Source organism: Pseudacidovorax sp. (assembly GCF_017991995.1).
Classification (GTDB): Bacteria; Pseudomonadota; Gammaproteobacteria; order Burkholderiales; family Burkholderiaceae_C; genus Xenophilus.
This window is the reverse complement of record NZ_JAGOPN010000020.1, coordinates 1-13,310: the sequence shown is the minus strand read 5'-3', so window position 1 is coordinate 13,310 and position 13,310 is coordinate 1. Positions and strand designations below refer to the sequence as shown.

Annotated in this window: 10 protein-coding genes and 1 tRNA gene; all 11 read right to left on the bottom strand. The window is 65.1% G+C overall.

Translation table 11 applies throughout. The annotated features are described in order from the left end of the window. Positions 1–34: 34 nt before the first annotated feature. Positions 35–589, bottom strand: coding sequence for a lema family protein (locus tag KBC94_RS23100; protein ID WP_294375798.1), 555 nt, complete (start codon positions 587–589; stop codon positions 35–37). 140 nt (positions 590–729) lie between these two features. Further along, on the bottom strand, positions 730–4,965 hold the full coding sequence (gene rpoC, locus KBC94_RS23095) for a DNA-directed RNA polymerase subunit beta' (protein WP_294375795.1): 4,236 nt from the start codon (positions 4,963–4,965) through the stop codon (positions 730–732). Between the two features lie 19 nt (positions 4,966–4,984). Further along, on the bottom strand, positions 4,985–9,109 hold the full coding sequence (rpoB, locus tag KBC94_RS23090; protein ID WP_234197933.1) for a DNA-directed RNA polymerase subunit beta: 4,125 nt from the start codon (positions 9,107–9,109) through the stop codon (positions 4,985–4,987). Positions 9,110–9,361: 252 nt separating this feature from the next. Beyond that, positions 9,362–9,736 (bottom strand): 50S ribosomal protein L7/L12, encoded by a 375-nt coding sequence (gene rplL / locus KBC94_RS23085; protein ID WP_017762045.1) that lies wholly within the window; start codon positions 9,734–9,736, stop codon positions 9,362–9,364. A 47-nt stretch (positions 9,737–9,783) separates the two neighbouring features. Beyond that, entirely contained in the window at positions 9,784–10,311 is a 528-nt protein-coding gene (rplJ, locus tag KBC94_RS23080; protein WP_043118149.1) for a 50S ribosomal protein L10, read from the bottom strand. Between the two features lie 258 nt (positions 10,312–10,569). Then, on the bottom strand, positions 10,570–11,268 hold the full coding sequence (gene rplA, locus KBC94_RS23075) for a 50S ribosomal protein L1 (RefSeq protein WP_017762043.1): 699 nt from the start codon (positions 11,266–11,268) through the stop codon (positions 10,570–10,572). Between the two features lies 1 nt (position 11,269). Further along, on the bottom strand, positions 11,270–11,701 hold the full coding sequence (gene rplK / locus KBC94_RS23070) for a 50S ribosomal protein L11 (RefSeq protein ID WP_017762042.1): 432 nt from the start codon (positions 11,699–11,701) through the stop codon (positions 11,270–11,272). A 146-nt stretch (positions 11,702–11,847) separates the two neighbouring features. Further along, complete coding sequence (gene nusG, locus KBC94_RS23065; protein WP_234197934.1) at positions 11,848–12,432, bottom strand: transcription termination/antitermination protein NusG; 585 nt, start codon at positions 12,430–12,432, stop codon at positions 11,848–11,850. After that, positions 12,432–12,815, bottom strand: a complete 384-nt coding sequence (gene secE, locus KBC94_RS23060; protein WP_017762040.1) for a preprotein translocase subunit SecE — start codon at positions 12,813–12,815, stop codon at positions 12,432–12,434. The genes nusG and secE overlap by 1 nt, the downstream gene beginning before the upstream one ends. A 159-nt stretch (positions 12,816–12,974) precedes the next feature. After that, positions 12,975–13,050 (bottom strand) — tRNA-Trp (locus KBC94_RS23055). Between the two features lie 63 nt (positions 13,051–13,113). Further along, positions 13,114–13,310 (bottom strand): elongation factor Tu (locus KBC94_RS23050; RefSeq protein ID WP_294375779.1); only part of this gene is annotated, 197 nt, incomplete at its 5' end.

The following is a 13,310-nucleotide window of genomic DNA, read 5'->3' as shown; positions in this document are numbered from 1 at the left end:
GCGGAAGACGGCGGCGCCCTGCACCCGAGACGAGTCAGACCAGCGGTGCCGCCACCTTGAAGCGGGCCAGCCAGGCCACCAGGATGGCCGGGAACTGGCGAACCGCCGCGTTGTACTGCGTCACCGCGGCATTGAACTGGGCCTGCGCCACTTCGACATGGGTGGGCGGCAGCGGCCATGCCGTGCCGGCAAGCAAATCGCCGGCCAGCAGGGCCGGCAGGGCCTGGCCCGCGGCCTGGGCATGCTGGTGCCAGGCCGCCGCCCAGGCCCGCACGGCAGTCGCCAGCGCGGCCATGGTGGGGGCATGCAACGGCCGAAGCCGGGCCGTACCCAGCGAGGTCGCCAGCTGTCCGCAGGCGCCACGCAGCGTGGCATCCAGGCCCCGCTGGACTTCGTCGGCAGACGCCGGCGCCTGGGCGAGGAGTGCCTGCACATGCTGCACCTGCGCCATCAGCGCGGCATCGAGCTGCGCATAGGCCTGAACGGCCGTCGAACGCAGGCGCACGAGCCGGTTGTGGGCACCGACATACCAGAACACGCCGATGGCGATCACGCCCCAGCTGGTCAGCGAACTGGCCCAGCCGTTCATGGCGAACCCCCGGCGGTCGGTGAATGAAGAAACGCCCTCGCGCCGATGAGGGCGGGAGGGCGTCGGGACGCGATCATGGAAGCGATGCGGTCGTCTTGCGCGGCAGGCGCATGGCCCTGCGGGGCCATGCGCGTCACGGCTTATTCGCCAGCCGGGGCTTCGCCCGCGTCGGCCGTGGCGTCGGCCGATTCGTCCGAGGTGGAGGCGGCCAGTTCGGCGGCTTCCGCATCGGCGATGGCGCGGCGCTCGGCCTCGTCCATGGCTTCCTTGGCCTTGCGGGCCTGGTGGTACGCCAGGCCGGTGCCTGCGGGAATCAGGCGGCCGACGATGACGTTTTCCTTCAGGCCACGCAGCTCGTCGCGCTTGCCCATGATGGCCGCTTCGGTCAGCACGCGCGTCGTCTCCTGGAAGGAGGCCGCGGAGATGAACGAGTCGGTGGACAGCGAGGCCTTGGTGATGCCCAGCAGCAGGTTGCTGTAGACCGCCGGGATCTTGCCTTCGCGCTGGAGACGCTCGTTGGTGTTGAGGATCTCCGAACGCTCGACCTGCTCGCCCTGGATGTAGCCGGACTCGCCGGCGTTCTCGACCACGACGCGGCGCAGCATCTGGCGAACGATCACCTCGATGTGCTTGTCGTTGATCTTCACACCCTGCAGGCGGTACACGTCCTGGACCTCGTCCACGATGTAGCGGGCCAGTTCTTCGGAACCCAGCAGGCGCAGGATGTCCTGCGGATCGGCCGGGCCGTCGACCACGACTTCGCCCTTGTTCACCACCTGGCCTTCGTGCACCAGGATGTTCTTCTCCTTGGGCACGAGTTCTTCCCAGACCTTGCCTTCGGGGTCGGTGATCTGCAGGCGGATCTTGCCCTTGGTCTCCTTGCCGAAGGAAATGGTGCCGGTCATCTCGGCCAGCAGGCCCTTGTCCTTGGGCGAGCGGGCTTCGAACAGCTCGGCCACGCGGGGCAGACCGCCCGTGATGTCACGGGTCTTCTGGCCTTCGACCGGGATGCGGGCCAGCACTTCGCCGGGGCCCACGTCCTGACCGTCGCGCACCTGGATCAGCGCGCCCACCTGGAAGCCGATGGCCACCGAGTGGTCGGTGCCCGGGATCTTGACTTCCTGGCCCTGCGCGTCGAGCAGCTTGACCAGCGGACGCACCACCTTGGCGGCGCCGCGGCGCTTCGGATCGATCACCACCAGCGTGGACAGGCCGGTCACTTCGTCGACCTGCTTGGCCACAGTGACGCCCTCTTCCACGTTCTCGAACTTCGTCTGGCCGGCGAATTCCGTGATGATGGGTCGGGTCAGCGGATCCCAGTTGGCCAGGATCGTGCCAGCCTTGATCTGCTGGTCGGCCTTGATCGTCAGCGTCGCGCCATACGGCACCTTGTGACGCTCGCGCTCGCGGCCGTGCTCGTCCTGGATGATGATCTCGCCCGAACGGGCAATCACCACCAGCTCGCCCTTGGAGTTGGTCACGTAGCGCATCGTGGCGTTGAAGCCGATGATGCCGTTCGACTTGGCTTCCACGCTCGAGGCGATGGCGGCGCGCGAGGCGGCACCACCGATGTGGAAGGTCCGCATCGTCAGCTGCGTGCCGGGTTCGCCGATCGACTGGGCGGCGATCACGCCCACCGCTTCGCCGATGTTCACCAGGCCACCGCGGCCCAGGTCGCGGCCGTAGCACTTGGCGCACAGACCGTAGCGGGTGGCGCAGGTCAGCGCGGTGCGCACCTTCACCTCGTCCACGCCGGCGGCTTCGAGCACCTCGATGACGTCCTCGTCCAGCATCTCGCCGGCCTTGACCAGCACGCTGCGGTTTTCGGGATGCAGCACGTCGTCGGCCGTGGTGCGGCCGAGGATTCGGTCGCGCAGCGACTCGATCACTTCGCCGCCTTCCACGATGGCGCGCATCGCGGTGCCGTCGCTGGTGCCGCAATCCGGATCGGTCACGACCAGATCCTGCGTCACGTCCACCAGACGGCGGGTCAGGTAACCCGAGTTGGCCGTCTTCAGGGCCGTGTCGGCCAGACCCTTACGGGCACCGTGCGTGGAGATGAAGTACTCCAGCACGTTCAGGCCTTCGCGGAAGTTGGCCGTGATGGGCGTCTCGATGATCGAGCCGTCCGGCTTGGCCATCAGGCCCCGCATGCCGGCCACCTGGCGGATCTGGGCGGCGGAACCCCGCGCGCCCGAGTCGGCCATCATGTAGATGGAGTTGAAGGACTCCTGGTCCACTTCCTTGCCATGGCGGTCGGTGACCTTCTGCTTGGACAGCTGGGCCATCATCACCTTGGACACGGCGTCACCCGCGCGGCCCCAGATGTCCACGACCTTGTTGTAGCGCTCGCCGGCCGTGACCAGACCCGAGACGTACTGCTGCTCGATCTCCTTCACCTCGCGCGAGGCGTCGTCGATGATCTTTTCCTTCTCCGGCGGCACCAGCATGTCGTCGATGGCGATCGAGATGCCGGCCTTGGTCGCGAGGCGGAAGCCGTTCTGCAGCAGCTTGTCGGCGAAGACAACCGTCTCCTTCAGGCCGCAGCGGCGGAAGGAGGCGTTGATCAGCTTGGAGATCTCCTTCTTCTTCAGCGCCTTGTTGATGTTGCTGAAGGGCAGGCCCTTGGGCAGGATCTCCGACAGCAGCGCGCGGCCGACGGTCGTGTCCACCAGGGAGGTCGAGGGTTCGAACTCGCCGGTGTCCTTGTCCTTGTTCCACTCGGTGATGCGTACCGCCACCTTGGCGGTGAGCTCGACCTGGCCGGCGTCCAGCGCGCGCTGCACTTCACCGATGTCGGAGAAGATCAGGCCCTCGCCCTTGCCGTTGATGCGATCGCGGGTGGTGTAGTACAGGCCCAGCACCACGTCCTGCGAAGGCACGATGGAGGGCTCGCCCGAGGCCGGGAACAGCACGTTGTTGGAGGCGAGCATCAGCGTGCGGGCTTCCACCTGCGCCTCGACCGACAGCGGCACGTGGACGGCCATCTGGTCGCCGTCGAAGTCGGCGTTGAAGGCGGCGCAGACCAGCGGGTGCAGCTGGATGGCCTTGCCTTCGATCAGGATCGGCTCGAAGGCCTGGATGCCCAGGCGGTGCAGCGTGGGGGCGCGGTTCAGCAGGACGGGGTGCTCCTTGATCACCTCTTCCAGGATGTCCCACACCACCGGCGTGCCGGCTTCGACTTCCTTCTTGGCCGCCTTGATCGTCGTCGCGATGCCCATGGCTTCGAGACGCGAGAAGATGAAGGGCTTGAACAGTTCGAGCGCCATCAGCTTGGGCAGGCCGCACTGGTGCAGCTTGAGCGTCGGGCCCACCACGATGACCGAACGGCCCGAGTAGTCGACGCGCTTGCCCAGCAGGTTCTGGCGGAAGCGGCCGCTCTTGCCCTTGATCATGTCGGCCAGCGACTTGAGCGCGCGCTTGTTGGCGCCCGTCATGGCCTTGCCACGGCGGCCGTTGTCCAGCAGCGAATCCACGGCTTCCTGCAGCATCCGCTTCTCGTTGCGCGCGATGATTTCCGGAGCCTTCAGCTCCAGCAGGCGGCGCAGACGCGAGTTGCGGTTGATGACGCGGCGGTACAGGTCGTTCAGGTCGGAGGTCGCGAAGCGGCCACCGTCCAGCGGCACCAGCGGACGCAGGTCCGGCGGCAGCACGGGCAGCACGTCCAGCACCATCCACTCGGGCTTGATGCCCGACTTGCGGAAGGCCTCGAGCACCTTCAGGCGCTTGGAGTTCTTCTTGACCTTGACTTCGGAGCCGGTCAGGTCGCCGCGCAGGCGTTCGATCTCGGTGTCGAGCTCGATCGATTGCAGCAGGTCCTTGATGCCTTCGGCGCCCATCTTGGCGATGAACTCGTCACCGTATTCGGTGCGCTTGGCCTCGTAGTCGTCCTCGGTCATGATGCCGAACTTCTTCAGCGGGGTCATGCCGGGGTCGACGATCACATAGGCTTCGAAGTACAGCACGCGCTCGATGTCGCGCAGCGTCATGTCGAGCACCAGGCCCAGACGCGACGGCAGCGACTTCAGGAACCAGATGTGGGCGCAGGGCGCGGCCAGGTCGATGTGGCCCATGCGCTCGCGGCGCACCTTGGTCTGCGTGACTTCGACGCCGCACTTCTCGCAGATGACGCCGCGGTGCTTCAGGCGCTTGTACTTGCCGCACAGGCACTCGTAGTCCTTGATGGGCCCGAAGATCTTGGCGCAGAACAGGCCGTCGCGCTCGGGCTTGAAGGTGCGGTAATTGATGGTCTCGGGCTTCTTCACCTCGCCGAAGGACCACGAACGGATCTTCTCGGGCGAAGCCATGCCGATCTTGATGGCATCGAAATGCTCATCCGGCGTGAACTGCTTGAACAGGTCGAGTAGCGATTTCATGTGACTCTTTCCCTTTCAATTACGAGCGCTCGAGCTCGATGTCGAGACCCAGCGAGCGGATTTCCTTGACCAGCACGTTGAACGATTCCGGCATGCCGGCCTCGATGGCGTGTTCGCCCTTGACGATGTTCTCGTAGACCTTGGTACGGCCCTGGACGTCGTCGGACTTCACGGTGAGCATTTCCTGCAGCACGTAGGAGGCGCCATAGGCTTCCAGCGCCCACACTTCCATCTCACCGAAGCGCTGGCCGCCGAACTGGGCCTTGCCGCCCAGCGGCTGCTGCGTGACGAGCGAGTACGGGCCCGTGGAGCGGGCGTGCATCTTGTCGTCGACCAAGTGGTGCAGCTTCAGGAAGTGCATGTAGCCGACGGTCACGGGACGGTCGAAGCGATCGCCGGTGCGGCCGTCGTAGAGGTAGGCCTGGGTACGGCTGTCGGTCAGGCCCTTGAGCTTGGCGATGTCGTCCGGGAAGGCCAGCTTCAGCATCGCGCGGATGTCCTCTTCGGTCGCGCCGTCGAACACCGGGGTGGCGAAGGACACACCGTTTTGCAGGTTGTGCGCCATCTCCACGATGTCGGTGTCGCTCAGGGCGTCCAGGTTCTCCTTGCGGCCGGTGCTGTTGTAGAACTGCTCCAGGAACTGGCGCAGCTCCGCCACCTTGGCCTGCGTCTGCAGCAGGTCGCCGATACGCTGGCCGATGCCCTTGCCGGCCCAGCCCAGGTGCACTTCCAGCACCTGGCCCACGTTCATCCGCGAGGGCACGCCCAGCGGGTTCAGGCAGATGTCGCACGGCGTGCCGTCGGCCATGTGGGGCATGTCCTCGACCGGAACGATCTTGGACACCACGCCCTTGTTGCCGTGGCGGCCGGCCATCTTGTCACCGGGCTGCAGGCGGCGCTTGACGGCCAGGTACACCTTGACCATCTTGAGCACGCCCGCGGGCAGCTCGTCGCCCTGCGTGAGCTTCTTGCGCTTCTCTTCGAAGGCCAGGTCGAAGCTGTGGCGGGTCTGCTCCAGCGAGTTCTTGATCGACTCCAGCTGCATGGCGACCTCGTCCTCGGCGGGACGGATGTCGAACCAGTGGAACTTCTCGACCGAGGACAGGTAGGCCTTGTCCAGCTTGGTGCCCTTGGCCAGCTTGTTCGGGCCGCCATTGGCGACGCGGCCGGTCAGCAGCTTCTCGATACGGTCGAAGGCGTCGGCCTCGACGATGCGCAGCTGGTCGTTCAGGTCCAGGCGGAAGCGCTTGAGCTCGTCGTCGATGATCTGCTGGGCACGCTTGTCGCGCTGGATGCCTTCACGGGTGAAGACCTGCACGTCGATGACGGTGCCCGAGGAGCCCTGGTCCACGCGCAGCGAGGTGTCCTTCACGTCGGAGGCCTTCTCGCCGAAGATGGCACGCAGGAGCTTCTCTTCCGGCGTCAGCGTGGTCTCGCCCTTGGGCGTGACCTTGCCCACCAGCACGTCGCCGGGGGTGACTTCGGCACCCACGTAGATGATGCCGGACTCGTCCAGGCGGTTGAGCTGCTGCTCGGCCAGGTTCGGGATGTCGCGGGTGATTTCCTCGGCGCCCAGCTTGGTGTCGCGGGCCATGACCACCAGTTCCTCGATGTGGATCGAGGTGTAGCGGTCGTCGGCCACCACGCGTTCGGAGATCAGGATCGAGTCTTCGAAGTTGTAGCCGTTCCACGGCATGAAGCCGATCAGCATGTTCTGGCCCAGGGCCAGCTCACCCAGGTCGGTGGAGGCACCGTCGGCCACCACGTCGCCCTTGGCCAGCTTGTCGCCGCGCTTGACGATCGGACGCTGGTGGATGTTGGTGTTCTGGTTGGAACGCTGGTACTTGATGAGGTTGTAGATGTCCACACCCACCTCGCCGGCCTGCGCTTCGTCGTCGTTGACGCGCACCACGATGCGGGTCGCGTCCACGTAATCGACGATGCCACCGCGCGTGGCCGTCACCACGGTGCCCGAGTCCACGGCCGAGACCCGCTCGATGCCGGTGCCCACGAAGGGCTTCTCGGGACGCAGCACGGGCACGGCCTGACGCTGCATGTTGGCGCCCATCAGTGCGCGGTTCGCGTCATCGTGCTCCAGGAAGGGCACGAGCGATGCAGCCACCGACACGATCTGCGCGGGCGACACGTCCATGTACTGGATGCGGTCGGCGCCGACCAGGATCGATTCGCCCTTCTCGCGGGCCGACACCAGGTCGCCGGTCAGGCGGCCTTCCTCGTCCAGCGCGGCGTTGGCCTGGGCGATGACGTACTTGCCTTCCTCGATGGCCGACAGGTAGTCGATGTCCATCGTGACCTTGCCATCCACCACGCGGCGATACGGCGTCTCGATGAAGCCGTACTCGTTCAGGCGGGCGTACAGGGCCAGCGAGTTGATCAGACCGATGTTCGGGCCTTCCGGCGTCTCGATCGGGCACACGCGGCCGTAGTGCGTGACGTGCACGTCGCGCACTTCGAAGCCGGCGCGTTCGCGCGTCAGACCGCCCGGGCCCAGGGCCGAGACGCGACGCTTGTGCGTGATCTCGGACAGCGGGTTGGTCTGGTCCATGAACTGCGACAGCTGCGAGGCGCCGAAGAATTCCTTCAGGGCGGCCGAGATCGGCTTGCTGTTGATCAGGTCGTGCGGCATGAGCGGCTCTTGCTCGGCCTGGCCCAGACGTTCCTTGACGGCCTTCTCGATGCGAGCGAGGCCGGTGCGGTACTGGTTCTCGGCCAGCTCGCCGACGCAGCGCACGCGGCGGTTGCCCAGGTGGTCGATGTCGTCGACTTCGCCGCGGCCGTTGCGCAGGTCGACCAGGATCTTGACCACGGCGAGGATGTCCTCGTTGGTCAGGACCATCGGGCCCGTGGACTCTTCGCGGCCGATCTTGGCGTTGAACTTCATCCGGCCCACACGCGACAGGTCGTAGGTGTCCGGGTTGTAGAACAGGCGCTGGAACAGGGCCTGCACGGCGTCTTCGGTCGGCGGCTCGCCGGGGCGCATCATGCGGTAGATGGCGACACGGGCGGCGAACTCGTCGGCCGTCTCGTCGATGCGCAGGGTCTGGCTGATGTAGGCGCCCTGGTCCAGCTCATTCGTGTAGATGCACTGGATCTCCTGCACACCGGCGGTGCGCAGCTTCTTGAGCACGGTCTCGGTCAGCTCGTCGTTGGCCTTGGCCAGCACCTCGCCCGTGTCGGGGTCGATGATGTTGCGGGCCAGCACGCGGCCGACCAGGAAGTCTTCCGGCACGCTGATGTGCGTGGTGCCCGACTGCTCCAGCTCACGGGTGTGGCGGGCCGTGACGCGCTTGTCCTTGGCCACGATCACCTTGCCGGCCTTGTCGGTGATGTCGAAGCGTGCGACTTCGCCGCGCAACCGCTCGGAGACGAACTCCATCTGGCCGCCGCTGTCCATCAGGCGGAAGTTGTCGTTGACGAAGAAGTTCGCCAGGATCGATTCCGGGTTCAGGCCGATGGCCTTCAGCAGGATCGTGACCGGCATCTTGCGGCGGCGGTCGACGCGGAAGTACAGGATGTCCTTCGGGTCGAACTCGAAATCCAGCCAGGAGCCGCGGTAGGGGATCACGCGGGCAGAGAACAGCAGCTTGCCCGAGCTGTGTGTCTTGCCCTTGTCATGCTCGAAGAACACACCGGGGGAGCGGTGCAGCTGCGACACGATCACGCGTTCGGTGCCGTTGATGATGAAGGAGCCCTTGTCGGTCATCAGGGGCACTTCGCCCATGTAGACCTCTTGTTCCTTCACTTCCTTGACCACCTTGGACTGCGAGGTCGAGGACTCGCGGTCGTAGATGATCAGCTGCACCTTGGCGCGCACGGCCGAGGCGAAGGTCAGGCCCCGGGTCTGGCACTCGCGCACGTCGAAGGCGGGCTTGGCCAGGTTGTACTCCAGGAACTTCATCTCCACGAAACCGTTGTGGGAGACGATCGGGAAGGCGGCGTTGAATGCGGCTTGCAGGCCTTCGTCGCTGCGTTTCTGGGGCGCCGAGGCGGCTTGCAGGAAGGCGGTGTAGGCGTCCTTCTGCATCTGCAGAAGGTAGGGAATCTGGACGACGCTGTCGCGGTTGCCGAAGCTTTTGCGGATTCGCTTGCGTTCGGTATAACTGTAGGTCGATGCTTGGGCCATGAGAGCTCCGGGGCTTGAGATCATCAGCGACTAGGGTCAGCAACGCGCGGGCGTTCCTGCTTGGCGGCTGGCCACTACCAGCCGATGGCGGACGGCGATGCATTGCACATCGCCCGAACCAAGAGTCCTTCTGCAGTCGGGGTCAGAAGACACTCGAAAGCCACCGCATCGATGCGGCTTTCGGGTGCGCTCTGAAAGCGGCAAAGGCTGGAAGGCCCGCGAGGGCACTTCCAGCCTCCAGAGGGGCCTGAATTACTTCAGTTCCACCTTGGCGCCGGCTTCTTCCAGCTTCTTCTTGGCGGCTTCGGCGTCGGCCTTGGCCAGGCCTTCCTTCACGGCCTTGGGAGCGGCTTCCACCAGGTCCTTGGCTTCCTTCAGGCCCAGGCCGGTGATTTCGCGCACGGCCTTGATGACCGACACCTTGTTCGCGCCGGCTTCGGTCAGCACGACGTTGAACTCGGTCTTCTCTTCGGCGGCCGGAGCGGCAGCGGCGCCACCGGCGGCCGGAGCGGCCATTGCAGCGGCGCTCACGCCGAACTTCTCTTCGATGGCCTTGACCAGGTCGTTGAGCTCGAGGACCGTCATGCTGTCCAGAGCGGTCAGGAATGCGTCTTTATCGAATGCCATGTTGATTTCCTAAAACAGATTGGGTTGATTGCCGCGCGATCAATGGATCAGGCCGCGGCGGCCTCGGCTGCAGGTTCTTCTGCAGCGCCTTCGCCACGCTTGGCCGCCAGGGCACCCAGCACCACGGCGGTGCGGGAGATCGGCGACATCAGCAAGCCGCACAGCTGGGCCAGCAGCACTTCCTTGGTAGGAATGTTGGCCAGTTGCTTCACGCCTTCCACATCCAGGGCCTTGCCACCGAAAGCGCCACCGCGAATCACCAACTTGTCGTTGGTCTTCGCGAAGTCGGCCACCACCTTGGCGGCAGCGACGGCGTCTTCGGAGAAGCCATAGATCAGCGGACCGGTCATCTGGTCGCCGACGACTTCGAATGCGCTGCCAGCCACGGCACGGCGAGCCAGCGTGTTCTTCAGAACACTCAGGCTCACACCCTTGTCGCGGGCTGCGTTGCGCAGACGGGTCATGTCGGCCACCGTGATGCCACGATATTCCGCCAGGACGAGCGTTTGAGCTTTAGCGGCGAGGCCGGTCACTTCAGCAATGACCGCTTCTTTCTCACTGCGATTCAGACTCAAGGTCTACTCCTTTTCAATGTCGCCCGGTTGCCCGGACGACGCCTTCATGCAGCGACCAACTGTTTCGGAACCGGAATTCCTTGCAGTGGGATCGCCATCTGCGCTGGCCGACTTTCGGTCGATTAAGGCGCCGGGGTTCGCACCCCGGCCGCCGCCAGCGGTCTTGGATGACCCGGAGCCCCTTTCCATAGGAAGAAGGCCCCGGCCCACCACATCCGCCGGGCCGTCCGAGGACAGCCCGGCAAATCACGTTCAGGCTCAGGCCTGGGCGATGGACTGCGTGTCCACGCGCACGCCCACACCCATGGTGGACGACACGGCGACCTTGCGCAGGTACACGCCCTTGCTGGTGGCCGGCTTGGCCTTGTTCAGCGCGTCGATCAGCGCCACCAGGTTGCCCTGGAGCTTGTCGCTGTCGAAGGAGCGGCGGCCGATGGTGCCGTGGATGATGCCGGCCTTGTCGACACGGAACTGCACCTGGCCGGCCTTGGCGTTCTTCACGGCCGTGGCGACGTCGGGGGTCACGGTGCCGACCTTGGGGTTCGGCATCAGGCCGCGCGGGCCCAGGATCTGACCCAGCGTACCGACCACGCGCATCGCGTCAGGGGCAGCGATCACCACGTCGAAGGGCATGTCGCCCGCCTTGACTTGCGCAGCTAGGTCGTCCATGCCGACGATGTCGGCACCAGCGGCCTTGGCTTCCTCGGCCTTGGCGCCCTGGGCGAACACGGCCACGCGCTTGGTCTTGCCGGTGCCGTTGGGCATCACGACGGCACCACGCACCACCTGGTCCGACTTCTTGGCGTCGATGCCCAGCTGCACGGCCACGTCGATGGACTCATCGAACTTGGCGGTGGCATGTTCCTTCACCAGCGCCAGCGCGTCGGCCAGCGGGTACAGCTTGGTGGTCTCGACCTTGCCCTGCAGGGCCTTTGCCTTCTTGGTCAGCTTGGCCATCTCACACGCCCTCCACGTTCACGCCCATCGAGCGGGCCGAGCCGGCGATGGTGCGCACTGCGGCGTCCAGATCGGCGGCGGTCAGATCCTTCATCTTGGCCTTGGCGATCTCCTCGAGCTGAGCGCGGGTGATCTTGCCGACCTTGTCGGTATGCGGCTTGGCCGAGCCCTTGTCCAGCTTGATCGCCTTCTTGATCAGCGTGGTCGCCGGAGGCGTCTTGATGATGAAGGTGAAGCTCTTGTCCGCGAAGGCGGTGATCACCACCGGCAGCGGCAGACCGGGCTCGACGCCCTGGGTCTGGGCGTTGAACGCCTTGCAGAACTCCATGATGTTCAGGCCACGCTGACCCAGCGCGGGACCGATCGGCGGCGAGGGGTTGGCCTTGCCTGCCGGCACTTGCAGCTTGATGAAGCCGACGATTTTCTTCGCCATGCTTGACTCCTTGCGGGTGATAGCGCCACGGATGTTTCCGCGGCTCCCCGGGGTTGCGACTCAGGAAAAAGGCGGACCGCCGAGTCGAAAGGCGCGGACCACCCGAAGCCGCGACTGGCGCTGCCAGCCGCGTTCTTGTCTCTGTCTCAGGTCTTCTCGACCTCGGCGAAGCCGAGTTCCACCGGCGTTGCGCGGCCGAAGATCATCACGGACACGCGCAGCTTGTTCTTTTCGTAGTTGACTTCCTCGACAGTGCCGTTGAAGTCAGTGAACGGGCCTTCCTTGACACGCACCAGCTCGCCCACCATGAACTCCACCTTGTGGCGAGGCTTCTCGGTGCCCTGCTGCATCTGGTTGACAATCTCGTCCACCTCACGCTGCGAGATCGGCGCAGGCCGGTTCTTGGCACCGCCCACGAAGCCCGTCACCTTGCTTGTGTGCTTGACCAGGTGCCAGGTGTCGTCATCCATCACCATCTCGACCAGCACATAGCCAGGGAAAAGCCGGCGCTCCATGGTGCGCTTCTGGCCGTTCTTGACGTCCACCACCTCTTCGCTGGGCACCAAGATGCGGCCGAACTTGCCTTGCATGCCCGCGCGGTTGATGCGCTCGGTGATATTGCGCTCGACGGCCTTCTCCATCCCCGAATAGGCATGGACGACATACCAACGCAGGTCCGGATTGGCCGGCTGCGCCGGGGCGGTGGTGTCGTTGTCGACGGTGTCGTTCATTACTTTTTCCAGCCCAGCAGCAGGTCGTAGAAGAACCACTCCAGGGTCTTGTCCGTCACCCACAGGAACAGCGCCATGATCACCGCAAAGGCGAAGACGTAGGCGGTCATCTGGATGGCTTCCTTGCGCGTCGGCCACACAACCTTGCGCACTTCGCGCCAGGCGTCACGACCAAAGCCGTAAAGACGCTTTCCGCTCTCGGAGACGGCGAAGACGGCCACGGCCGCAGCCATGCCCACCAGCAGCACGCCCCATTGAACCCATGCCCCCTGCCGGGCCAGCATGTAGAACGCCACCAGCGAACCCAGCAGCAGCACCACGGCTGCCGCCAGCTTGGCCTTGTCGGCGCCCGTCTGGACCGTTTCGATTTGAGTTGTGGCCATCTCGGCAAATTCCTGGCCTTGCGGCCTGTATAGACGCCTGTTCGGAAGACGCCGAAGCCCGCCGGAGCGCGGCGGGCTTGAATCTGTTCGTTTTCGCCGAATCGGAGTCGGCTGGATCCGTGCTGTGAGGTTCCGGACCCATCGCCACCCACTAGGAGGTGGCAGGGGCAGTAGGAATCGAACCTACAACCTTCGGTTTTGGAGACCGACGCTCTGCCAATTGAGCTATACCCCTAAGACCTGATCAACAGGCTTCGAGACGCCACCACGACGGTGAGCGTCCCGGAACACCGAATAATTACTCGATGATCTTGGCCACGACGCCGGCGCCGACGGTACGGCCGCCTTCGCGGATGGCGAAGCGCAGGCCTTCTTCCATGGCGATCGGGGCGATCAGCTTCACCGTGATCGACACGTTGTCGCCAGGCATCACCATTTCCTTGTCCTTCGGCAGCTCGATCGCGCCGGTCACGTCCGTCGTGCGGAAGTAGAACT